16 protein-coding genes and 1 riboswitch are annotated in these 25,129 nt (G+C 42.8%); of the genes, 9 read left to right on the top strand and 7 right to left on the bottom strand.

All coding sequences use genetic code 11. From position 1 onward, the window contains the following. The first annotated feature begins 71 nt into the window (after positions 1 to 71). Positions 72 to 1,415 carry a metalloprotease PmbA gene (pmbA, locus tag ACM2FC_RS10565; RefSeq protein WP_498480879.1) on the top strand — a complete coding sequence of 448 codons (1,344 nt, stop codon included), beginning with the start codon at positions 72 to 74 and terminating at the stop codon, positions 1,413 to 1,415. A gap of 208 nt (positions 1,416 to 1,623) precedes the next feature. Here the strand turns inward: pmbA and ACM2FC_RS10560 are convergent, their stop codons facing one another. Then, on the bottom strand, positions 1,624 to 2,910 hold the full coding sequence (locus tag ACM2FC_RS10560) for a cation:proton antiporter (RefSeq protein ID WP_498480878.1): 1,287 nt from the start codon (positions 2,908 to 2,910) through the stop codon (positions 1,624 to 1,626). Positions 2,911 to 3,142: 232 nt separating this feature from the next. Here ACM2FC_RS10560 and metH point away from each other — a divergent pair, with 232 nt between their 5' ends. Next, positions 3,143 to 6,838 (top strand): methionine synthase, encoded by a 3,696-nt coding sequence (gene metH, locus ACM2FC_RS10555; protein WP_498480877.1) that lies wholly within the window; start codon positions 3,143 to 3,145, stop codon positions 6,836 to 6,838. A gap of 46 nt (positions 6,839 to 6,884) precedes the next feature. Here the strand turns inward: metH and ACM2FC_RS10550 are convergent, their stop codons facing one another. Continuing rightward, complete coding sequence (locus tag ACM2FC_RS10550) at positions 6,885 to 8,165, bottom strand: MFS transporter (protein WP_498480876.1); 1,281 nt, start codon at positions 8,163 to 8,165, stop codon at positions 6,885 to 6,887. A gap of 416 nt (positions 8,166 to 8,581) precedes the next feature. Beyond that, positions 8,582 to 9,931: a lysine-sensitive aspartokinase 3 gene (gene lysC, locus ACM2FC_RS10545; RefSeq protein WP_498480875.1), complete on the bottom strand. Its 1,350-nt coding sequence runs from the start codon at positions 9,929 to 9,931 to the stop codon at positions 8,582 to 8,584. Positions 9,932 to 10,044: 113 nt separating this feature from the next. Next, positions 10,045 to 10,220: riboswitch (Lysine riboswitch) on the bottom strand. 209 nt (positions 10,221 to 10,429) lie between these two features. Here lysC and ACM2FC_RS10540 point away from each other — a divergent pair. Further along, positions 10,430 to 11,551: a pyridoxal-phosphate-dependent aminotransferase family protein gene (locus tag ACM2FC_RS10540; RefSeq protein WP_498480874.1), complete on the top strand. Its 1,122-nt coding sequence runs from the start codon at positions 10,430 to 10,432 to the stop codon at positions 11,549 to 11,551. Between the two features lie 19 nt (positions 11,552 to 11,570). On the opposite strand, the gene ACM2FC_RS10535 is transcribed toward ACM2FC_RS10540, so the two are convergent. The 4 genes from ACM2FC_RS10535 to ACM2FC_RS10520 form a co-directional block, all read right to left on the bottom strand. Continuing rightward, a complete protein-coding gene (locus ACM2FC_RS10535; protein ID WP_498480873.1) occupies positions 11,571 to 13,355 on the bottom strand; it encodes a PglL family O-oligosaccharyltransferase in 1,785 nt (594 codons plus the stop codon). Positions 13,356 to 13,468: 113 nt separating this feature from the next. Beyond that, complete coding sequence (gene uvrA, locus ACM2FC_RS10530) at positions 13,469 to 16,291, bottom strand: excinuclease ABC subunit UvrA (RefSeq protein ID WP_498480872.1); 2,823 nt, start codon at positions 16,289 to 16,291, stop codon at positions 13,469 to 13,471. 102 nt (positions 16,292 to 16,393) lie between these two features. After that, positions 16,394 to 17,266: a UTP--glucose-1-phosphate uridylyltransferase GalU gene (gene galU / locus ACM2FC_RS10525; protein WP_498480871.1), complete on the bottom strand. Its 873-nt coding sequence runs from the start codon at positions 17,264 to 17,266 to the stop codon at positions 16,394 to 16,396. A gap of 111 nt (positions 17,267 to 17,377) precedes the next feature. Further along, positions 17,378 to 18,028 carry a LuxR C-terminal-related transcriptional regulator gene (locus ACM2FC_RS10520; RefSeq protein ID WP_498480870.1) on the bottom strand — a complete coding sequence of 217 codons (651 nt, stop codon included), beginning with the start codon at positions 18,026 to 18,028 and terminating at the stop codon, positions 17,378 to 17,380. Between the two features lie 291 nt (positions 18,029 to 18,319). On the opposite strand from ACM2FC_RS10520, the gene ACM2FC_RS10515 reads away from it, so the two are divergent. The 6 genes from ACM2FC_RS10515 (at position 18,320) to mshL (ending at position 25,128) form a co-directional block, all read left to right on the top strand. Further along, a complete protein-coding gene (locus ACM2FC_RS10515; RefSeq protein ID WP_498480869.1) occupies positions 18,320 to 18,856 on the top strand; it encodes a single-stranded DNA-binding protein in 537 nt (178 codons plus the stop codon). Between the two features lie 195 nt (positions 18,857 to 19,051). Further along, complete coding sequence (gene csrD / locus ACM2FC_RS10510) at positions 19,052 to 21,061, top strand: RNase E specificity factor CsrD (RefSeq protein ID WP_498480868.1); 2,010 nt, start codon at positions 19,052 to 19,054, stop codon at positions 21,059 to 21,061. A 12-nt stretch (positions 21,062 to 21,073) separates the two neighbouring features. Continuing rightward, on the top strand, positions 21,074 to 22,516 hold the full coding sequence (locus ACM2FC_RS10505) for a PilN domain-containing protein (RefSeq protein WP_498480867.1): 1,443 nt from the start codon (positions 21,074 to 21,076) through the stop codon (positions 22,514 to 22,516). Then, positions 22,516 to 23,166, top strand: a complete 651-nt coding sequence (locus tag ACM2FC_RS10500) for an MSHA biogenesis protein MshJ (RefSeq protein WP_498480866.1) — start codon at positions 22,516 to 22,518, stop codon at positions 23,164 to 23,166. The genes ACM2FC_RS10505 and ACM2FC_RS10500 overlap by 1 nt, the downstream gene beginning before the upstream one ends. Beyond that, a complete protein-coding gene (locus tag ACM2FC_RS10495) occupies positions 23,159 to 23,488 on the top strand; it encodes an MSHA biogenesis protein MshK (RefSeq protein ID WP_498480865.1) in 330 nt (109 codons plus the stop codon). Before ACM2FC_RS10500 ends, ACM2FC_RS10495 begins: the two co-directional genes overlap by 8 nt. Before the next feature lie 14 nt (positions 23,489 to 23,502). Continuing rightward, a complete protein-coding gene (gene mshL, locus ACM2FC_RS10490; protein ID WP_498480864.1) occupies positions 23,503 to 25,128 on the top strand; it encodes a pilus (MSHA type) biogenesis protein MshL in 1,626 nt (541 codons plus the stop codon). Position 25,129 lies beyond the last annotated feature (1 nt).

The following is a 25,129-nucleotide window of genomic DNA, read 5'->3' as shown; positions in this document are numbered from 1 at the left end:
CAAGAATCGTGGGGAGAAAGCGAAATTCTTGTTATTCTAACTTCTACTTAAAACAAATAGTCAGATTCGAAATGGATGTAAAACAGCAAGTCGCTCAGCAACGAGTTGAGTTAGAAGCCGCCGTCGCCAAAGCGTTAGATATGGCCTCAGCTAGTTGTGATGGTGCTGAAGTTGCCATCACTAAATCGACAGGGTTAAGTGTTTCAACCCGAATGTGTGAAGTTGAAAACGTTGAATTTAATAGTGATGGTGCGCTAGGTATCACTGTTTATCGCGACCAAAAAAAGGGCAGTGCCTCGACTTCCGATCTTAGTGAAGAAGCCATTAAGCAAACTGTGGCAGCGGCAATCGATATTGCTCAATACACCTGTGAAGATCCTTGCTCAGGCCCTGCGCCGAAAGAGTTGATGGTCAAAGAAGTTTTGGATCTTGATCTATTCCACCCAGATACACCAGATCCAGATTCTGCTGCACAAGTTGCTATTGCTGCGGAAGAAAAAGCACTGTCATACAGCGATAAAATTAAACAAAGTGATGGGGCAACCTACGACAGCCATTATGGCGTCAAGGTTTATGGCAACAGTCATGGGTTACTTGCGAGTTATGCTTCGAGTCGTCACAGTACCAGTTGCTGTGTGATTGGCCAAGGCGAAAACGGAGAAATGGAACGCGATTACAGCTATACGGTAGCAAGACATCGTGATGATTTGTGGTCTCCTGAAACGGTTGGTCTAAAAGCTGCTGAGAAAACAGTTAAACGCCTAGATGCGAGAAAACTCGCTACAGGTCAATACCCAATAATGTTTGCAGCAGATGTCGCTACAGGACTAATCGGCCACTTAATGATGGCAATCAGTGGCGGTAATCTATATCGCAAATCCTCATTCCTGCTTGATAGCCTTGGTAAAAAAGTACTGCCTGATTGGTTCTATATTGATGAAAGGCCACACTTGCCAAGAGGTTTAGCTTCAACACCATTTGATAATGAAGGTGTGATTACCAAAGATCTCGACATCATTACCGATGGCGTTTTATCGACTTATCTCTTAACCAGCTATGCGGCTCGTAAGCTCAATATGACCCCAACTGGTCATGCTGGTGGCATCCACAACTGGTTTGTTAAATCGACCGGACAAAACTTTAACCAGTTAGTTAAAGAGTTAGGTACCGGCTTGTTGGTCACTGAAGTGATGGGGCAGGGTGTGAATATCGTGACAGGTGACTATTCACGCGGCGCAGCCGGTTTTTGGGTAGAAAATGGTGAAATCCAATATCCAGTATCGGGCATCACGATTGCGAGTAATCTAAAGGATATGTTCCAGCAGATAATCGCAGTTGGCACAGACGTTGAGACACGTTCACAAATTCAAACAGGGTCTATTTTGCTGGAGTCGATGAAAGTCGCTGGCGAATAAGATCACTCAACAGAACAAGAAAGGCCGATCAGTATTGAGTTGATTGGCCTTTTTAATAGCGTCTAATTATACCGTTTTAGTATCTAAGTGAATAAGGCTCCACAAACCGCTCAAGACATCCTATGCGCTTAAACATGGGCATCCATGCCCATGTATGTTTGTTCCAGCTCATTTCACTTATCAAAACGATGACTTTTCTAGACTGGTATTAATCTTTAGAGCTTTCTTTTTCTTCTTTATTGGCTTTATTGATCATAGGTGTGATGGTTGAGCCTTGGATTAAGATTGAAAAAACCACCACGGAATAGGTCATGACCAGTATTATTTCTTTTACGTCGATGGCCTTTTCTTCAATGACCCAAATGCCCGATGGAATAGAAAGTGCCATGGCTAGGGCCAACCCTCCACGTAAACCACCCCAAGTTAGAATGTTGATTGACCATGAGTTATATGTTCGAAAGCGTTTGAAACCGATGTAGGAGAAAAAGACGCTGAGGTAGCGAGCTGAAAGAACTAATGGCACTGAAATCGCCATCAAAATCCAGTCTTCTTTGTGGAATTCAAACAGCAACATCGACATACCAATAAGTAAGAACAGCACGCCGTTAAGAAACTCGTCTACCAGTTCCCAGAAATGATCAAGATGCTCATCACTTTCTTTGGAAAAGCCAATGTATCGTGTCCAGTTACCGATCATAATTCCAGAAACAACCATCGCCAGTGGACCAGACACGTGTAGTACTTCTGCAAAGGCATAGCCTGCGGTTGGAACACCAATGGTGAAAAGTAGTTCCATCGAGTGATCATCGGTTGAAGAAATTAGGTAATGGAAAATCAAGCCTAATACAAACCCATACGCAATACCACCAATTGCTTCTTGCAAGAATAAGCTGGTGACGCTGCCCACTGTTGGCGATTCGGTACCAAATGCAACAGTAAACAGAGTAACGAATATGACTAAGCCGAAGCCGTCATTAAATAAAGATTCGCCTTCAATTTGAGTAGAGATCCTTTCTGGCGCTTTGAGTTTTTTAACGATTGCGAGCACGGCAATCGGGTCAGTTGGCGAAATCAGCGCGCCAAACAGCAAGCAGTAGATTAAGTCGAATTGAATGCCCAGAACTTGGCATAGACCATATAGAACGAAGCCAACAAAGAAGGTGGAGAACAACGTTGCGCCAAGTGCTAATACGGTAATCTCCCACTTTTGATCTTTTAGATGGGGTAATTTGATTCCCAATCCACCAGCAAACAGTAAAAAGCCTAGAATGCCTTTTAACAAAAAGTCTTCAAAGTTAATACGAGAGACAACATCTGTTGCAATAGTGGTTAAATGAAACCAGTCATTTTGCCCAGCAATCAGAATTAAAAGTGACAAAGTCATCGAGCCAGCTGTGATGGCAATTGTGGTTTGCATCTTGCCTATTTTACTGTTTATAAAGGCAATTAACATGGCTGCGGCAGATAAAAAACAAAGCGTATAATATACAGACATATCCCTAAACTCTGTAAGACGAAATGTGAATCGGATTCTCAAGGTATGTTAATAAAATAGCAAATACTTTTACTGACCACCTGCTCAGTATTTGAATTGATTCAAATATCATCTTTTTCGTCTATCAAGCAGTGTTATAGCTTATGGATTGGCAATATTACTTTTTAGACGTCTAGACTCCTATTGATTGTGTGGTAGGATGGAGCAAAGATTTGACAAGTGAGGCGGTATTGTGGGAACCAGCGCTAAGCAACAAAGTGAAGTAAGACAGCAGATAGAAGCTCAACTCAAACAGAAGATTTTACTGATCGATGGTGGTATGGGCACCATGATTCAAGGCTATAAGCTGGATGAGGAAGGCTATCGTGGCGAAAGATTTGCTGATTGGCATTGCGATCTAAAAGGCAACAACGATCTACTGGTTCTAACTCAGCCTCAAATTATTAAAGACATTCATTCCGAGTATCTAGAAGCAGGCGCTGATATTCTCGAAACCAACACCTTCAACGCAACCACAATTGCGATGGCCGACTATGACATGGAAAGCCTAAGTGAAGAGATCAACTTTGCCGCAGCGAAACTTGCCAGAGAGGTTGCCGATGAGTGGACAAAGAAAACGCCAAACAAACCTCGTTATGTCGCGGGTGTTTTAGGGCCAACCAACCGCACATGTTCCATCTCTCCAGACGTGAATGATCCGGGTTTCCGTAACGTGAGCTTTGATGATCTTGTCGAAGCTTATTCAGAATCGACCCGTGCACTGATTAGAGGCGGCGCTGATCTGATATTAATTGAAACCATATTTGATACGCTGAATGCTAAAGCCTGTGCTTTTGCGGTTGACACCGTATTTGAAGAACTAGGTATTACATTGCCAGTGATGATTTCAGGCACTATTACCGATGCATCAGGGCGTACTCTTTCTGGACAAACAACGGAAGCGTTTTATAACGCGCTTCGTCATGTTAACCCTATTTCCTTTGGTTTGAACTGCGCTTTAGGTCCCGATGAACTTCGCCCTTATGTCGAAGAGCTGTCACGAATTTCAGAAACGTATGTTTCCGCGCACCCCAATGCGGGTTTACCAAATGCATTTGGTGAATATGACCTTTCGCCAGAAGACATGGCAACGCATGTTAAAGAGTGGGCAGAAAGCGGCTTTTTAAACATGATTGGCGGTTGTTGCGGTACTACGCCAGAGCACATCCGAAAAATGGCTGAAGCGGTAGAAGCTATTACGCCGCGTAGCCTGCCAGATATTCCTGTTGCTTGCCGACTTTCGGGCCTTGAACCTCTGACTATCGAAAAAGAGACATTATTTGTAAACGTTGGTGAACGAACCAACGTAACAGGCTCTGCTCGATTTAAAAGGCTGATCAAAGAAGAGCTTTATGATGAAGCGCTTGAAGTGGCGAGACAGCAAGTCGAAAATGGCGCGCAAATCATCGATATCAACATGGATGAAGGGATGCTCGATGCCGAAGCGTGCATGGAAAAATTCCTCAAACTCTGTGCCTCTGAGCCTGAAATCTCCAAAGTGCCAATCATGGTCGACTCGTCTAAATGGGAAGTGATCGAAGCTGGCCTAAAATGCATTCAAGGCAAGGGCATCGTTAACTCGATATCGATGAAAGAAGGTAAAGAGATATTTGTCGAGCATGCCAAGTTGATACGTCGTTATGGTGCAGCAGTGATTGTCATGGCCTTTGATGAAATCGGCCAAGCTGAAACTCGAGAGCGCAAGCTTGAGATTTGTACAAATGCCTATCGTATCTTGGTGGATGAAGTCGGCTTCCCTCCAGAAGATATTATTTTCGATCCGAATATTTTTGCTGTGGCAACAGGTATCGAAGAGCACAACAACTACGCTGTAGACTTCATTCATGCTGTGGCGGATATCAAACGAGACTTACCACATGCGATGATTTCCGGTGGCGTATCCAATGTGTCGTTCTCATTCCGTGGCAACAACTATGTGCGTGAAGCGATTCACGCGGTATTCCTTTATCACTGTTTTAAAAACGGCATGGATATGGGCATTGTTAACGCAGGTCAGCTTGAAATTTATGACAATGTGCCAGAAAAGTTGCGTGAAGCCGTTGAAGATGTAGTGCTTAACCGTCGTGATGATGCGACGGAAAGATTGCTAGATATTGCTGGAGAATACGCTGGCAAAGGGGCAAACAAAGAAGACGATGCGTCTGCCCTCGAATGGCGAACTTGGCCTGTCGAAAAGCGCTTAGAGCATGCGCTGGTGAAAGGTATTACCGAGTTTATCGTTGAAGATACCGAGGAAGCGAGAATCAATGCTAATAAGCCTTTAGAAGTGATCGAAGGGCCATTAATGGATGGCATGAATGTCGTTGGTGACTTGTTTGGTGAGGGCAAAATGTTTTTGCCTCAGGTGGTCAAATCGGCTCGAGTTATGAAGCAAGCGGTGGCGCATTTAGAGCCTTTTATTAACGCTGAAAAACAAGCAGGCCAATCAAACGGTAAGATATTGTTAGCAACGGTAAAAGGCGATGTGCATGATATCGGCAAAAACATTGTTGGCGTGGTGCTGCAATGTAATAACTACGAAATTATTGACCTCGGCGTGATGGTGCCTTGTGAAAAGATCTTGAAAGTCGCCAAAGAAGAAAATGTCGATATTATCGGCTTGTCTGGTTTGATTACACCATCACTAGATGAAATGGTGCATGTCGCTAAAGAAATGGAGCGGCAAGGGTTTGATCTGCCGCTGCTTATCGGTGGTGCAACGACTTCAAAAGCGCACACAGCGGTCAAAATTGAACAGAATTATAATCAGCCAGTCGTCTACGTAAACAATGCTTCACGTGCGGTCGGTGTTTGTACTTCATTATTGTCTGATGAGCTGCGTCCTGCATTTATCGACAAGCTCAATCTTGATTACGAAAGAGTAAGAGATCAGCACAATCGAAAAACGCCAAGAACCAAGCCTGTTACTCTAGAAAAAGCACGAGAAAATAGTGTTGCTATAGATTGGAGTGATTACACTCCGCCAAAACCAGCTAAATCAGGTGTGCATGTTTTCGAAGACTTTGAGGTTTCAGAGCTGAGAAAATACATCGATTGGACACCATTTTTCATGACTTGGTCGTTAATGGGTAAGTACCCAGCGATTTTAGATCACGAAGAAGTTGGTGAAGAAGCGCAGCGTTTGTTTAAGGATGCCAATGATCTGCTCGATAAAGTGGAAAAAGAGAAGCTTCTTAAGGCGAGTGGCATGTGCGCACTATTCCCAGCCGCAAGTATTGGTGATGATATCGAAGTGTACACGGATGAGTCACGTACGGAAGTATTAAAGGTGCTGCATAATTTGCGTCAGCAAACTGAAAAGCCGAAAGGTTACAACTACTGCCTATCGGATTATGTGGCGCCGAAAGAATCTGGTAAACACGACTGGATTGGTGCTTTTGCTGTCACGGGCGGTATTGGTGAACGAGAGCTTGCCGACGAATATAAAGCCCAAGGTGATGACTATAATGCGATTATGATTCAAGCGGTCGCTGACCGTTTGGCTGAGGCTTTTGCGGAATATCTTCACGAGCGAGTGCGTAAAGAAATTTGGGGTTACGCAACAGAAGAAAACCTCTCAAATGAAGAGTTGATCCGAGAACGTTATCAAGGTATTCGCCCAGCTCCGGGTTATCCAGCTTGTCCTGAGCATACTGAAAAAGAAGCGCTATGGCAGCTTCTCGACGTAGAACAAACCATCGGTATGTCGCTAACTTCAAGTTACGCAATGTGGCCCGGTGCTTCGGTGTCGGGTTGGTATTTCTCTCATCCTGAATCGCGTTACTTTGCTGTTGCACAGATTCAGCGAGATCAGCTTGAAAGCTACGCTGACAGAAAAGGCTGGGATATTGAGACTGCTGAGAAATGGTTGGCACCGAACTTGGACTAAATGTTTTACTGATAAGGCCAGCAAACGCTGGCCTTATTCTTATCGGCTAGCTCTTTTTCATCATTTTTGCTGCTAGAGCAAGAAAGATAAGAGAAAGTACCAAGTAGATTGGCAGCAAGCTAAACGAGTGGACATAATCGTGAGTAGAGAATACTGGTGTTCCCGCTACTTTTTTTCCATGCCAACCTAAATCTAACGCATAGCCGACTAGTGGCTCAGTGATAGCGCCAAGAATGGCATCACCAGTATTTACCATCGCGACAATAGTTCCCGCAAGTAGCAAAGAGTTGAGATCTTTCGCCATGGCAAAGCCAATCATAAACGCGCCTGTTCCAAAGCCAAACAAGAACATCAAAACGCTCAGCTCTATGTGATTCAACTGGTTAGAGTAAAGTATCGCCATTACGCTTACTAGGGTGATGATACCGCCAATAAACATCCAAGAAGTACGCTTGCCAGTGTAATCAGAAAGCAATCCAAATACAGGCCCGCCAACGCCTAAGCCAATGAAAACAAGAGAGGTGAGTGATGCCGCTTGCGAAGTCGTGATGTGATAAGTGGTGGTTAAAAATGGATTTCCCCATAGACCAGCAAAAACTGCCAAAGGTGCGAATGCTAAGCCACTGTATAGAGTCAGCATCCAGTTGGCAGGTTTTTTAAGTACTTGTAAGCTGTCTTTCCAGTGCACTTTCTCAGACATGGGGACGTCACCCTGTTCAGTTTTCTTATCGCGTACGAACAAAAGAAAAGCGACGGATAGAATCACACCAAGCACGGCAACCAGCTCAAGGGAGCGTCGCCAGCCTTCATCTGAAACCACATGTGCTAGAGGTACTTGACCAAATACCGCACCCACCATCACCGCAGTTGGGACTAATCCACTTAGAAACGCAAATCGTTTAGCACTGAACCAAGTTGACGCTACTTTCAAGTAAGTCACAGTGGCAAAAGCGACACCTGCTCCCATCATTGCTCTACCTGTTTCAGCCCAAGCAAGCTGAGTAGCATGAGCGAAAATCCAAGCGCCAGCCGCGCTAACAAACAAAGCGATGGCGCCGATAAAGCGGGCACCAAAGCGGTCTAAGGAAGGACCGGAGATGATCTGAATCACCAGATAGCTATAAAAGAAAGTTGCAGCTAAATTACCAAGTCCCGCTCCATTTACATTAAATGCTTTCATTAGGTCTCCGGTCATGACTGAAGGGGAAACCTGAAGTACATACTTGTAAAATAGGAAGCACGAGCAAAGCGCGATAGCTAGCCAAGCAACTCGATAGTTATTCGAGCTTTGTTGGCACTGGTCTTTTGATAAGGCTTTTACGTTCATTATTTAACGTCCAAATTTAGGTATAAAAAAAGCCTCGGACCCGAAGGTGCGAGGCTTAGTTTGAGGTATACAACTCACTCAAGCCCGCACCGCCTGATAATAATAATCTCGATAATAATTTTCTTAATTGTGTTAATCGAGATGTTCATCATGGTAAATGTGCAAGCCTGTGAAATTATTGACTGTAAAAAGTAACTTATTTCAAACTAACAGTGTGCTTTTTGACTGTCAAGCAGTAGGAATTACTAAAATTAATAAATGAATTTTAGTATTTTGAATTAAAAAGAAAAATAAATTTTAATGCCAGCACTTTATTCAATACTTCCCATTCATCTAAGGAATGTATCAGGAGATGATTAATATAAGAGCCACAGTTTGTGGCTCTTAAAGTGACTGGGTTGTCGAGTTTTCAGCTACTACTCAAACAACTCTAAATGAAGCTTTTCAATTGCATCGGTAGATTCTGATTCGTGTACGAGGAAGCACAGGTTATGAGGACTTGCTCCGTAACAAATCATCTTCAAATTGAAGTTATCTACAGCATTAAACACCTGTGAGGCGTAGCCTTTCTGCGTGCTAATATTGTTGCCAATAAGCGCGACGACACACAATCCGTGTTCCACTTCTACTTTACATAGCTCTTCTAGTTCACTTCGAGCTTCTGCTGGCAGCTCTGGTGCACCTCCTGACGTATCGGTTTGATCCAAAGTCAATGACACACTAATTTCTGAAGTGGTGATGAGATCGACAGAGATTTTATGCTTCGCCAAGATTTCAAACACCTTGGCTAAAAATCCATAGGCGTGGAACATGTTGGCACTGCGCAGAGTGACCATGGTTTGGTTGCGTCTTAAAGCAAGGGCACGAAATAAAGGTTTGCTCTGCACTTGGTGACGAATCCAAGTACCGCCTTTTTCTGGCTGTTTGGATGAACCAACAAAGACTGGTATATCGTGGCGAAGTGCTGGTACTAATGTCGATGGGTGCAAGATCTTAGCACCGAAGTTAGCCATCTCTGACGCTTCACTAAAGCTAATTTCTGGGATTGGCGTAGCCTTTGGAGCGATACGTGGATCGGTGGTGTAAATGCCGGGTACATCGGTCCAGATCTCCAGTCCTGCAGCTTGAACTGCTTCTGCAATTAGGGCTGCACTGTAATCACTGCCACCACGGCCAAATGTCGTGGTATTACCTTCTGAATCACTACCAATAAAACCTTGAGTAATGACTATGTGATTGTGGCACAGCGGCAATAATTTCTCTTGTGCAAGAGAAAAAATTTCTTCTAAGTGTGCTTCGGCTTTGCCAAAGTTGTCATCCGTTCTCATGACTTCTCGAATATCGAATCGAACAGCATCATTGCCTCTTTCTTTAAATATTTGAGTGAGCAGCAATGTCGACATCAATTCGCCCGTGGAGACCAGATGATCGGTGAGCTTTTTACTTGATTGATAAGATGCCGCTTCTGCTGCGCTAGTCACGGATTCTAATATGACTTGAATACTTTTCTCAGTTTCAACAGGATCGGCTAGCTGATCTAGAACGATATGATGAATGTTAGCCAATTGCTTTAGTAAGCTTTCTCGTTTCTCTGCATCTTGAACGCCATTGGCTAACTCAACCAAAATATTGGTGACGCCAGAGCAAGCACTGCTGACAACAAGTTTAGTTTGAGGATTGTTTTCTATGATTGAAGCGCAACGGCTCATGGCTTCAAAGTTTGCGACGCTGGTTCCACCAAATTTAGCGACGTTGAAATTGCCCACTGTATTTCTCCAAAAAAATATCAATTAAACTATAGATGACAAAAATCTAGGTGATGTTTAATGTTGAAGAGACCAACTGAGCTATAGAGAAAGGCTTGTATATTATAATAGATACCTTCAGAAGCTCTTCACTGGTGAGACCAGTGACAGTTAAGGGGATTCAGCCCCGTTAACCGACAATCTCAACCCATACGTTGAAACCATCTCGGCACTGCTCCCCATCAGTATTCTGTTTTGGAGTTATGGCTCCACAGAATACCTGCCTGGGCAGTGCTCCTCTCCTGCATTAAGCCTAAGTATTGAACGTGTTTATCTTAAAATTGTCAATCAATAATTTCTATGGAGTGTTGACCTTTTGAGGTTGCATTTTGTTCGAATTCTAAGTTTTTTAATCGCGGCGCAGGTTAACACTCCCTTAAAAACGAGTCCTTTGTAGTTGTTTGTGTGTAAAAAGTACTCTAATGTAATTATTCGCATCATTGAATATAGGAAGATAACATGACGATTCAAAGTTTTATTCCACCGCGACGCATTCTAATGGGGCCAGGTCCGTCAGATATATCACCTCAAGTTTTGCAGGCGTTAAGCCGACCTACGGTAGGCCACCTCGATCCACTTTTTATTTCTATGATGGATGAGCTCAAACAGCTTCTAAAATATGCATTCCAAACTAAAAATGAATTTACCATCGCAGTCTCAGCTCCGGGGAGTGCAGGCATGGAAGCGTGCTTTGTTAACTTGGTTGAACCTGGAGATAAGGTTATTGTCTGTCGCAATGGTGTTTTTGGTGAGAGAATGCGTGAAAACGTAGTTCGTACTGGCGGTGAAGCAGTGATCGTCGAGGATGAGTGGGGAGCGCCAGTTTCTGTTGATAAAGTAGAGCAAGCATTGAAAGATAATCCAGACTGCAAAATCTTAGCGTTTGTTCATGCTGAAACCTCCACCGGAGCGCTATCTGATGTCAAAGCATTAGGTGAGCTCGCTAAGCGATATGGCGTGCTCACTATTGTTGATACCGTCACCTCTCTTGGTGGCGTTGAGCTAAGAGTCGATGATTGGCAACTTGATGCGGTGTATTCCGGAAGCCAAAAATGTTTATCCTGTGTTCCGGGGTTATCACCAGTGACTTTCTCGCCAAAAGCGATTGAGAAAATACAATCTCGTCAATCACCAATTCAGAGTTGGTTCTTAGATCAAAGCCTAGTACTCGGTTATTGGAGTGGTGAAGGCAAACGTAGCTATCATCACACAGCGCCAGTAAACAGCTTGTATGCTCTGCATGAATCTTTGGTCATGCTGCAAAACGAAGGCATTGAAAATGCATGGCAACGTCATAAAAACATGCATGAAAAACTTAAGCTAGGGCTAGAAAAACTTGGCTTTACGTTTGTGGTTGAAGAAAATAGCCGCCTGCCACAACTTAATGCCGTCTATTTCCCTGAAGGAATAGACGATGCGAAAGTTCGCTCACATTTACTCAATACCTACAACCTTGAAGTAGGTGCGGGGTTGGGTAATTTGGCTGGCAAAGCATGGCGTATTGGTTTGATGGGCTATGGTGCTCGTCAAGAAAACGTTTCTCTTTGTTTACGAGCACTGGAAGAAACGTTAACCAACTAACTCTTCATATCGATGAGCCCTATTTTTCGGGCTCATCAAACTTTCTGTCGCTTTTTACTCCAGCTGAAGGCGGAAGATATTTCACATCAGTAAAGTCATCGTTAGGGAATAAGTACTTCGCTTCGGTTCGTATCTCTTCAGCCTTTCTATCTTCTCCTATTCCTTGGTAAGCGATAATCAAATTAGTATAAAACGCAGGACGAGGTTTTCTTTGTATGACTCTTTGCGACCATTCGATGTATGGCTGAATATATTTGGCTTCTTTCTTGACCAAACCAATCTTCAAATAAGTGCTGTAGATATCCCAGTCTAATCTGTCTTTCCACACTATGGGATTGCTAGCCCGGTTTAATATATCAGGGTTAGGTGGATTGGATTTCTCAAACTTGGTGAGTACATAGTTGGTCTGTAATGCACTGATCATATAAACGCCGACAATAATCGGTAGCATTAAGCTGGCAATTCGTAGTAGAGCTTTGGTTATCTCACTAAAAGGTCGAGTTTTGTATAGCGCCGAACGCTGGTCTACCCAATAAAGTAAAATAATAAAGATAATCCAGTGAACGGCAGAGTGATAAAACGGGTACTCGAGTTGTGAATGCAGGACGATTGGCACAAACAAAGCGAAGGTCGCTAATCGAGTACCTTTCTTCCCACGATGAATTCGAAGCAGCACTAAACCAGCGGCTAGAAGAATGCCCAATACTGGTACCAATCCTCCTTCAACAGCCCAATAAAGCATCTCATTATGTGGGTGATTTAATGCTGGCATGCCAGGTTTGTATGCCGGATTTAATTGATGTTGTCGAGCGGTATAGAGCAGATAAGAGGGCTCAAACTTTCCATAGCCATAGCCAGTAAATGGCTTTTCAATAAACATATCGATCGTTTGACCATAGATGTAAGATCTTGGGTTATCAAGCTTGGCTTTTTCTGCAATTGTTTTTTCTGAGGCGCCACCATCGAAGGTAAACGCGATAATGAATCCTAGTAACACCCCAACGATAATAGATGTGCCCCAGCCAGCGAATCTTTTAATTGTCGAATGATAGTAAAGGTAAGGTAGCAACATAAATATAGATATCGCCGCTCCAAACCATCCAGTACGAGAGGCCAATACGATGAGTAAAGGTAACGTGAGAGCAGGAATCATATAAAGCAGTACTACAGCGCTAACTTGGCTTTGATACTTTATCGGTTGCCGAGCTAACAGGTAGCCGGAAAGCGCCAATCCAGTCGCTAGGAAGCTGGCCATAACGTTAGGTTGCTGGAAGATACCATAAGGTCTATTGATTACCGTGTTGTAGCCAAAGATATTGTCTGGTTGAAGACAAAAATATTGAAAGTATCCAAACAACGACTCAATGGTGACAGCAAGCACGATGAACCATAAAATTCTCTGCTTTTGTTTGTTGCTAAAGTGAAACTGTTGCAGTAAGAAAAAGAACAGTAATCCTATCCAGAGTCCAGTTAAGTGAGTTATAGATTCTTCAATATTAGCGCTTGGATAAAACTCTGGAATGGTAAGTAATAGACAACTTACCAATAACCCTATGGTTAGGCGTGAGTAACGAAAAGTGTGGTTGGTGGCAAGTTGATACAGCCCGATAGCCAATGTGATACTTAAGCCAATCCATGTTGCTGGGTTAAATGAGAGCGCTAACCCGGAACCGCCAGGGTTCGGGGTAAAGAAATGCATGGCTATGATAAATACAAACCCTAGCGAGTATATAAAGTGTCGATTTAGCGGAACCGCTGGGGTTTCAATTTCTAGTTTCGTTCCAGCAGTGTGCAATATCGCCATAGAGTTGTCGTCCGTGAGCCTAATAGATAGCGTAGAAAACCAGCACTAAGCAGCTGGTTTTCATAAAGTATACTCAATTTAGCCCATTAGAACACCGTTACTTGGCGATAAGGCTAGGTCAACATTGGTTTTAAAAACCTTGCGGTGTGAGAGCCTTTAACGTTCATGACATTTTCTGGTGTACCTTGGGCAATGATCTCGCCTCCACCTTGGCCACCTTCCGGTCCGAGATCGATAATCCAGTCAGCGGTTTTTATCACGTCTAAATTGTGTTCAATAACCACAACGGTATTACCGTGATCACGAAGACGATGCAATACAGATAGCAGCTGTTGTATATCGTGAAAATGCAGCCCAGTCGTTGGCTCGTCAAGAATATACAGAGTTTTTCCTGTATCTCTTTTAGATAATTCTTTTGCGAGTTTTACCCTTTGTGCTTCACCGCCCGATAATGTTGTTGCCGCTTGTCCAAGGCGAATATAGGATAAGCCAACGTCCATTAAGGTTTGCAGTTTACGCGCAATCACTGGTACCGGGTCAAAGAATTCTCGAGCATCTTCAACCGTCATTTGTAGCACTTCATCAATGGATTTACCTTTGTATTTCACCTCTAAGGTTTCACGGTTGTATCGTTTACCTTTACACGCATCACAGGCGACATAGACATCGGGTAAAAAGTGCATTTCTACTTTGATAACGCCATCACCTTGGCATGCTTCGCAGCGTCCACCACGGACGTTAAAGCTAAATCTGCCAGGTTTGTATCCGCGTGAGCGAGACTCTTGGGTGCCCGCAAATAGCTCCCGTATTGGAGTGAAGATGCCTGTGTAGGTAGCAGGGTTAGAACGCGGAGTTCGGCCGATTGGGCTTTGGTCTATGTCGATGACTTTGTCGAAGTGTTCAAGGCCTTTGATTTCTTTATAGGCTGATGGCGTTTCTGTTGTTGCTCCATTGAGTTGGGTATGGGCAATCTTGTAGAAGGTGTCATTAATTAGCGTTGATTTTCCGGAGCCAGAAACACCGGTCACACAGGTAAACAGACCGACAGGTAAAGATAAAGTGACATGTTTTAGGTTGTTACCTGATGCGCCAACAAGAGAAACCATTTTCTTCTTATCGATTGGTGTTCTTTGCTTTGGAATTGCGATTTCTTTTTTGCCACCGAGGTATTGTCCAGTTAAAGAATTTGGTGTGGCGATGATATCGTCTACTTTTCCTTGAGCAATGACTTCTCCGCCATGCACGCCAGCACCGGGACCAATATCGATTACATAGTCAGCTGAACGGATAGCGTCTTCATCATGCTCAACGACAAGTACCGTATTACCGAGGTCTCTCAGGTGAATGAGTGTTTTTAGTAGCCTCTCGTTGTCACGTTGATGTAACCCGATGGAAGGTTCATCAAGTACATACATAACGCCTACTAGCCCCGCACCGATTTGGCTCGCAAGGCGAATTCGTTGTGCCTCACCGCCTGATAAGGTTTCTGCGCTACGAGATAAGTTGAGATAATTGAGTCCAACGTTGACTAAAAAATGCAGTCTATCGTTGATTTCTTTCATTACCTTTTCGGCAATTTGAGCTCTTTGCCCCTGAAGTTGGAGAGTCTGAAAAAACTCCAGTGCTTCGGCAATGCTAAGTTCAACGATATCGGGAAGAGGCGTGTCCTGAATAAATACATTTCTAGCTTCAAGTCGTAAACGTGAGCCGTTGCAGCTGGCACAAGTTTTAGTCGAGATATATTTAATCAGATCTTCACGTACAGCGTTGGATTCAGTATCGCGATAGCGCCTTTCTAAAGTATTTAAAATGCCTTCAAACGGATGCCGTTTGAGCCTAACGTCACCGCGATCATTAACATACTTGAATTCAACTTCTGTTCTACCTGATCCAGTCAAAATTACTTGCTTAATTTTTTTAGGTAGCGACTTAAATGGAGCGTCTAGATCAAATCCATAATGTTCAGCCAATGAGGTGAGCATTTGAAAATAATAGTAGTTCTTTTTGTCCCAACCTCGAATTGCTCCCGCTGACAAACTTAAATTTTCATCTTGAATGACTCGGTCAGGGTCGAAATATTGTTGTACACCTAGACCATCACATGTTGAACAAGCACCAGCTGGGTTGTTAAAAGAGAACAACCTCGGTTCTAACTCTTGCATGCTATAGCCACAATGGGAGCAAGCAAAGTTGGCGGAAAATACTATTTCATCACCTTCACTATCCATAGGAGCAGCAACAGCAACCCCGCCAGAAAGCTCAAGCGCTGTTTCAAATGATTCCGCTAAACGTTGTTGTAGATCTTGGCGAACTTTAAAGCGATCGACCACCACTTCGATAGTATGTTTTTTATGTAATTCTAGAGTGGGAGGATCCGATAGATCGCAAATTTCTCCGTCGATCCTGGCTCGTATAAAGCCTTGAGCGGATAAATTTTCTAAGGTTTTTACGTGCTCGCCTTTACGCTCTTTAACGATTGGAGCAAGTAGCATCATTTTAGAGCCTTCAGGGCAAGATAAAACGCTATCTACCATTTGGCTGATCGTTTGAGCGGCGAGAGGAGTGTGATGATCTGGGCAACGAGGCTCGCCAACACGAGCATAAAGTAAACGTAGGTAGTCGTAGATTTCAGTTATCGTGCCGACGGTCGATCTCGGGTTGTGAGAGGTGGACTTTTGTTCAATCGAAATTGCAGGAGAGAGCCCTTCAATGTGGTCAACATCAGGCTTTTCCATCAGAGACAGAAACTGGCGAGCATAAGCCGACAAAGATTCGACGTAGCGTCTTTGGCCTTCAGCGTAAAGAGTATCAAAAGCAAGTGATGATTTACCTGAGCCAGAAAGGCCAGTAATAACAATCAGTTTATCTCTAGGAATGGTTAGATTGATATTTTTGAGGTTGTGAGTTCGAGCCCCTCTAACTTCAATTTTGTCCATTGTTCCACTCTATGTAATAACAAGTTGGACAAGTATTACATAGAGTGACGAGAGTGCCAATTATTTTAACTGTATAAATAAACAGTATTAATGTGTGGGATTTTAGCTTTCTTTTTGAGTGGCTTGTTTGCCAAGCTCTGTCGTGATTTTATCTTGCAAATATAAATTCTCATAACAGAAGTTTGTTGCCTCAATATAGCCTTCGACACTACCACAATCGAATCGCTTACCTTTGAATTTGTAGGCAAGTACACAGCCAGCTTTAGCTTGTTTCAATAAGGCGTCGGTAATCTGGATTTCGCCGCCTTTACCAGGTTCTGTTTGCTCGATAAGATCAAAGATGTCTGGAGTCAGGATGTATCGACCAATGATAGCTAAGTTGCTTGGTGCTGTGCCTTGCTCTGGCTTTTCAACCATATCGTCAACACGATATAGGCCGTCTTTTATCATTTCACCTTTAACGATACCGTATTTATGAGTTTCGTCTTCTGGTACTTCTTGAACAGCGACAATTGAACAGCGGAATTGCTTATACAGTGCGACCATTTGAGCTAATACACCTTGGTCTCTATTTACACATAAGTCATCGGCTAGAACGACGGCGAAAGGTTCGTCACCAACAAGCTCACGACCAGTAAGAATGGCGTGGCCTAGTCCCTTCATTTCGCGTTGACGAATATAAGTGAAGTTCGCCGTATCGATAATCTTACGAATATCGACCAGCAATTCTTCCTTGTTGGTGCCTTTTATTTGATGCTCTAGCTCATAATTCATATCAAAGTGATCCATGATGGAATGTTTTCCTCGCCCAGTGACGATACACATTCCATCGATACCTGCTTGAATCGCCTCTTCAACACCGTATTCAATTAGAGGTTTATTCACAACTGGCATCATTTCTTTTGGCATCGACTTAGTCGCTGGCAAGAATCGAGTTCCATAGCCAGCCGCAGGGAAAAGGCACTTTTTAATCATTATGAGTCTCTGGTTTCACTATTTAAGTTAAATTTTCGCCGTACAATAACATGTTTCATTTGCTTTCGTCATATATGAATTGCACCTACTCTTTAACGATAGAATAGTAAATTATTGACTGACTAAATTTCGGTTTGCCCATGCGATAGCCTGCACTCTATTTTTAACCGCCAGCTTTTTAAAAATTTGATATAGATGAGATTTGACGGTGAATTCACTAATGAAATGCGCTTCAGCTATTTTTGAGTTAGATGCCCCAGTTTGCAGGCTACGTAAAATCTGAACTTCTCGACTGGTTAAATCGACGCTAATGCTAGTCGGGTGATGGCTAACAATATGACGATAGTAGTGCAGTAATTGACACATGATGTTGTGTGGTAAGCAGTTTCTTCCATTTACGATATCCTTACAACCGCTTGCAACAACGCTTTTTTCGTCTTCTCGATAATATAAACCTTTTAAATTTCCCATCGCGATAAGCTCTTCGGTTTCAAGCCGCTTTTCTACGTTAAATACGATGACTTCATATCGGTTGGAAGCAATAGGTAAGGTCATAAGTTTTGACATTAATTCCTGATAATAGCGGTAATCGACAAGTAAAATCTTGTGTGGATGCTTAGGTGAGGCGGTGAGTAGATCTTCCACTTCGATTTTAGGGATTGATTTTCTGTAAGCTTGTTCAATATGAGTTAAGTGTTGGCAATCTGCTTCTTTGTCTACACATAAGGCATAGATGGTTCTTGAATAATCTATTTTTTTCATAAGAGTTTTAAATGTTGATATGAGAACGATTATCTTCCAAGAATTGCGTTGTTACAGCGAGATCGAGTATGAGAAATTGCGTCGAAATTCTTAATGAAAAGTAACACTGGCTTTAATCAATAACGATGCCGTTAGATCTGCTTCGAAAAAATAAATGCCAAAACCTTCACTGACAGTTTTTTGTAAATCGTTTATGACTAGCCGCTAAATAATCAAGATTTGTCGTTGTAGCAAAGCATGGTATCCTACTATGTTATTTGAAAGCCTATTTGAATTTAGACGGAGCAAAACATGGCAAGCCGTGGAGTGAATAAAGTAATCTTAGTGGGTAATCTGGGTAACGACCCAGAAATTCGTTATATGCCAAATGGTGGTGCTGTGGCGAACATCACTATCGCGACGTCTGAAACATGGCGTGATAAGGCAACAGGCGAACAGCGTGAAAAAACAGAATGGCACCGTGTGGCGTTGTTTGGCAAGCTTGCTGAAGTTGCGGGGGAGTATCTTCGTAAGGGCTCACAGGTTTATATCGAGGGTCAATTGCAAACACGCAAATGGCAGGATCAAAATGGTCAAGATCGCTACACGACAGAAGTTGTTGTGCAAGGGTTTAATGGTGTTATGCAAATGCTAGGTGGCCGAGCACAGGGTGGCGCGCCAGCAAACCAAGGTATGGGCGGACAACCTCAAGGAGGTTGGGGGCAGCCTCAACAGCCAGCTCCAGCAATGCAATCTCAGCCTTCGGCTCCAACTCAACAAGCACCGAAGCCAGCTCAGCCACAGTACAATGAGCCGCCGATGGATTTCGATGATGATATCCCGTTTTAAGCAGAGTTATTTACTAAAGCCGCAATTTATTGCGGCTTTTTAATGAGCGTCAGCGGCAATACGATTTTAACTACGAAAGTGTCTAGACAAACGTCTGTTAATGATGACAATATCGACACATTAGCGACTGAGTGACCGTGACTGGTCAAATTCAGTTACCCCAATTACATTTCAGGAAATGGAATTCGATAGGTTATGAGGAGTACTCCTACCTTAAAGCTTAGTGCACGGCTGGTCGCATTTGTAACGATTATCGTTGTCAGTGCGATGTTTATTATATTTATTGGCGGCACTTTATCTTTTAAGCGTATTGGCCAAGAGTATCAAAACCATTATCTCTCAGGTGTAGTTCAAGTCGTAGATAAAGAGCTTCAGCAGCCAAATTCCATTAAGTCGTTCCGAATTTGGATGCCGAAAATATTACATGCTGCTGATGTCGTCGATATGACATTGTCAAATAATCAAGGTGTGGTTTATCAGTTCGTCGATCCAACATCTCATACCAATCCAGCTTTTTTGTATAGCAAGACCTATCGCCTCAAGCTAAATCCAACGTATCAAATGGCCATTAAAGCTGTACCTCCCTATCTAGGGTATGGATATTCAATGGGCGCTCTATCATCGATTACGTTAGCTGTAGCTTTAGTTATATTCTGTCTTATTCGTGGTCTAAGGTGGTTAAAAGAGCAACTTTATGGTTGTGAACTATTGGAAGAGCGAGGCAGAATGATTCTTGCTGGTAGGGTGGAAGAGTATGCGAAAGGAGATTTTAGAGAGTGGCCTTTTACCGCAAGTGAAGCGTTAGACACTTTAATAGAAGAGCTACAAGATGCACGGCAAGAGCGCAGCCGTTTTGATACTTTTATTCGTAGTCAGACTTTTCTAGATCAACTGACAGGAACGGCAAATCGGGTTATGTTCGACAGCAAACTTGAGTCCGCATTGTCTGAAAGTGGGGTGCGTGGTGGAGTAATGCTTCTTAGAGTTGAAGATATCGAGTTGGTTCGCGAGGAAAATAGCAAGAGAGTTGCGGATGATTTTATTGTCGAAATTGGCGAGAGAGTGTCAAATATCGTCCAGCGTTATCCTGATATCATTCTATCTCGTTACTATTCCTCGGATTTTGCTATCTTCGCTCCTCAGCTAAGCTCAAAAGATCTGACTTACATTGCCCAAAGTTGTTTGAAGCAGTTGCAAAAGCTCACCCCTCCAGCGCCTTTGGATAAGGATGATTGGTGTCATATTGGTATTACTCTTTATCAAGAAGGTGAGCATCAGGTTGCGATCATGGAAGAGGTAGAATCTGCAGTCAAAAGCGCCCAACTTCAACAGGTCAATACGTGGAGTAAATACCAAAAAACGGAGGGTTTCGACGATGAGCGCGGCACCGTTCGTTGGAGAAGTTTGTTTGATCAGACTATCGCACCCAATCAACTGGTCATTGTTGAGCAAGCGTGTTTTGCGTACAACAGTCAACAGGATATGATGCTGATTCATAATGAGCTATTTGTGCGAATCGATGATCCAGAGCGAGGGTTGCTGCAGGCTTCAAAATATAATGCTGCATTAGAGGCTGTTGGGTATGAAAGTCGATTTGATAGAGCTGCGTTGCATTGTATTTTCAAATATATGGCAACCACATCTGCTGCTTTAAAACTGTACTCAATCAATATGCACGTCACTCCGTTTGCTGATAAAAATCACTTCAAGTGGTTCAGAGATGAGTTGTTGCAATTGCCATCGTTATACAGAAAACGGCTTACTTTTGAGTTTGCAGAAGCTAGGTTAGTTGAGCATTTAGACTACATGAGGCCTGTGGTAAAAATGCTACTGGGTTTTGGTTTTAAGGTTTGTGTTGATCAAGCTGGTCGTTCAGTAGTTAGTACGCACTATCTTAAAGATCTCAATATAGATTATTTAAAATTGCATCGAAGTTTAGTCAAACAAATTGATCAAAGGCACGAAAACCAACTGTTTGTGCGGAGTTTAGTTGGTGCCTGTGCGAGTATAGATACTAAAGTGATAGCAGTAGGGGTCGACTCTTTGCAAGAGAGAAACACCTTAAAGGAGTTAGGTGTTAACGGGCTGCAAGGGCGATATTTGCAAGCCGAAAAGCAGATATCCCCACTAGAAAAAAGAATTAAGTCTAAACCAGTTCAGTCTATGGTTAAGATAGGACGAAGGAATCGTTGGCGAAGAAAGTAACTGCGAGTATCAATGGAATTGACGTCACTCATCGAAAAACTAAAGCCTCAGAAGTCGGGACAATTGCATGTTCATGCGGTTGTCCAGCTTCATGCAGTCTATTTTTCTGCTAGCGCATCAATTGCTGAGTTGCCAGAAAAAGTGTCGATTGGTCAAGGAGGAGACTGGCTCCCTATTTTACAAAGTGTTCTTGAGAAAATTCCACAAAAAATAGATCTGGATGTTGTTTTACATCCAGGGCTGTATCAAGACTATCAAATTGATAAGCCAAATCTGCCAAAAGAGGAGTGGGGCACTGCTCTGCCGTTTCTGTTAAAGGATCTCACTACTGATAGAGTGGCGGATTTAATTGCTGATGCATTTGAATTACCGAGCGCTAATAAGCTAGAAGTATATACAGTATCCAAATCCCTTATTCTTACTCTGAGTCAAATAGCAAGCAGCTTAGGGCATACTCTAAAAAGGGTACTAATTGAAGAAGATCATTGGGGGTTGCTCGCAGGTGATCTTAGCAGTTTTTTATTGCTGCAAAGAAGCTTGCACGGCAATTATCAGTTGCGTGCTTACGTCAATAAACGGTGCGTGTTCCATCGAAAACTTAGGGGAGTATCTTATCCTTTATCTGGGCCAGAAAGCAGCGGGCTTGCATTAGATGGCGCCGCTTTGGAGCTACAGCGTTCTATCGATTATCTTTCATCTCAACTAAAAGGCACTTCGTTACATCACTTGTTGGTGTTCTGCGATGAAGAGGATAATGCATCCCTTTCTGCTGCTTTAGGCGACAGAGTCAGTGTTAAAGTTACTCCTCTCACCGAAGAAAATACCGATAGCGGTAATCTTCTAGTGTCCACCTCTGCTATGCTGCAAAGCAACTTTATTAACTTGTACCCACTGCATTTAAAACCAAAAAAGGAATACTTAACGTTAGCAAACGTAGTGGTCAGTTGGTGCATAGTTGCTGTTGCTATCGGCGCAGTAACAATATTCTTCCAGTATCAAAACTCACGATTAGAAGACTCCCTAGCAAGCTATCAATCTGAAGAAGCCAATTTATCTAACCAGCTGATTCGTTTGCAGGCTAAGCTACAAAAACATAGGCCCGCTGCCGATAAAGTTGCTGCAGTGTCCCGCTTGAAGATGGAAATTCAGTCTAAAAAAGATTCACTCAAAGCGGTTGGGGAATATGATGAATCACAACAGTTAGGCTATTCGGGGGTGATGAAGTCTTTGGCTGATATAGGTCGAGACGATATTTCTCTTAACTCAATTGTCATGGATTCAAACAAATTGGATATTACAGGGCTGGCTCGTAGCGCTGACTCAATTCCTAGTTGGATCAATCAATTTAAGTCACAGCTCAATTTAGTTGGTAGAACATTTGAAAAATTGAAGATCAGCCGCAATGAACAACAGCTCATCTCTTTTGAACTTAAATCTAAAGAGAGGGCGAATTGATGGGTCAGTATTGGCAATCCCTAACGGATAAGTTCTCTCAAATGACGAATAGAGAGAAGTTATTGGTGGGTTTTTGTGGGCTAGTTGGCGTTTCCCTACTGTTATTCTCAATATTTTTGGAACCTGCCATAGAATTAAAACAAGCTTCAGACAAAAAAGTGACGGCAGTAGAGAATAAAATAGAGAAATTAGATAAAGATATTCGTTTAGCGAAAGCGAAGTTGAAAGGTGATCCTAACTTGGAGATCAATTCAGAGTTGAAAAGGCTTCTTAAAGAGAGTCAGCAACTCTCGCTTAAGTTATCTAAGATTATCGAAAATTTAATTTCTCCAACCCAGATGGCGCAGCTGCTGGAAAAGGTACTGCGAGATACCAAGGGAGTGAATTTAGTTTCGATGGAATCGCTAAAAGCTGAACCGATCACTAAAGATAAGGAGTCCAGTCAGTATACTGGCTATTACTTGCATCCCATACGACTTGAGGTTACAGGGAATTACTTCTCGATATTGAATTATTTACAAGCACTCGAAGCGTTACCTGTTAAGTATTATTGGCGCAGTTTTCAATATTCTGTAGAAAGTTACCCAACCGCTCGTTTAGTAATTCAGGTATATACACTAGGAACAAGGCAGGAGTTTATTGGTGGCTAAATGGGTCTCGTTATTTCTAGTGTTGATGTTTATGCCTGCAGCATGGGCGGCAGCCAAAGATCCAACAGCGCCTTTAGGATGGACAAAACCAAAAGAAACGGAAAAAAAAGATAAGGAAAAAACGAACGTATTACCTAAGTTACAAAGCATTATGTGTGCTGAACAAGGGAAGTGTTACGCAACGCTTGATAATCGAGTAGTCAAAACGAATGATAGGGTTGGTCGATATTTGGTTAAATCGATTAGGCAGGACTATGTCATGCTGTCAAGCCAAGGAAATCAGTGGAAGCTGAAGTTGTTTCCTCTAAATATAAAGGATTAAGGCAGTCACTATAAATGTATAGAAACCTAATAATTTTTGTTAGCTCTATATTATTGATTGGATGCACTACGGGATTAGGTCATCGAGACCCTGTAGAGGCGAAGCATGCGTTAAAGCAAGCACTTGCTGACAATAGTAGTTTAAAGCTCGACACTCTACCCCCTTCGGTGGAAGCTGATTTGATGCCCGATTTAAGTCAAAGTGCGACGTCAGAGTCAGAAACCATTAGACGCTACAACATCAAAGCTAACGGTGTTGACGCAAAAGCGTTCTTTACTAGCCTAGTAAAAGGGACTCAGTACAGTATTGCGATTCATCCAGATGTTTCAGGAAACTTAACCGTCAATTTGTCGGATGTGACCTTGGATGAAGTCTTTTCAGTAGTTCGAGATTTGTATGGTTTTGATATCGAAAAAAGCGGTAATGTTATTCAAGTTTTCCCTGCAGGATTAAGAACCGTCAGTATTCCTGTTGATTACATTCAATTTAAACGTAGCGGTCGCTCACTCACTTCAATTACTACAAGCACGATGACAACCAACGATAGCAGTAGCTCTTCGTCTTCATCTTCTTCGAGTTCAAGTGATTCATCTTCCAGTTCCTCGACAACATCTTCCAATGGTGGGACAGAAATAGAAACGGTCAGTGAAAGTGATTTTTGGCCACAATTAAAGACCGCCATTCAAGAGCTTATTGGTTCTGGAAAAGGTCAAAGTGTCGTTATTGTGCCACAAGCGAGCCTAGTGACGGTTAGAGCCTTCCCTGATGAAATACGCCAAGTTAGAAACTTTTTAGGTGTTTCCCAACAACGTATGCATCGTCAAGTTATCCTTGAGGCGAAAATTATAGAGGTCACATTAAGTGACGGTTATCAGCAAGGTATTAATTGGTCGAACTTATCTCTTGGAGATGGCAAAGTGGTTATCGAAAGACTGGGAGCTTCAACACTTCCGGGCCTTGATGACATCGGTACACTTCTAAATGGTCAAACCAATATTACTGTGTCAGATGGTACTTTCTCTGGTGTTTTGAGCTTTATGCAAACTCAGGGTGATGTAAACGTATTGTCTAGTCCTCGAGTTACTGCTGCGAATAACCAGAAAGCAGTCATAAAAGTGGGTACGGATGAATATTTTGTAACTGATGTGTCTAGTGTTGTATTAAGTGGAACAACAACAGAAACAACGTTTGATATTGAGCTTACACCATTTTTCTCTGGCATTTCCTTGGACGTTACCCCGCAGATTGATGAGCAAGGCAATGTGATTTTGCATGTTCATCCTGCAGTCATTGATGTTGAAGATCAGACTAAAAGCATTACTTACGGCGCTGATACAATTACGCTGCCGCTTGCTATCAGCTCTGTACGGGAATCAGATTCTGTCATTAGAGCACAAGATGGAGACGTGGTAGTCATTGGTGGGCTAATGAAGACGAATGTCTCAAACCAAGTATCCAAAGTACCTTTCTTAGGTGATTTACCCGGCCTTGGGCATTTATTTAGGAACATCACTGAATACAAAGAAAAAACAGAGTTGGTTATTTTATTGAAGCCGACAGTGGTTGGTGTCAATACTTGGCAAAAGGAATTGGAGCGCTCACAGGGGCTGTTGAATGACTGGTTCCCTGAGGCGAAGTAAC

This window comes from Vibrio sp. A37 (assembly GCF_059777565.1).
The sequence above is the reverse complement of the archived record's forward strand: the minus strand, read 5'-3'. Positions and strand labels throughout refer to the sequence as shown.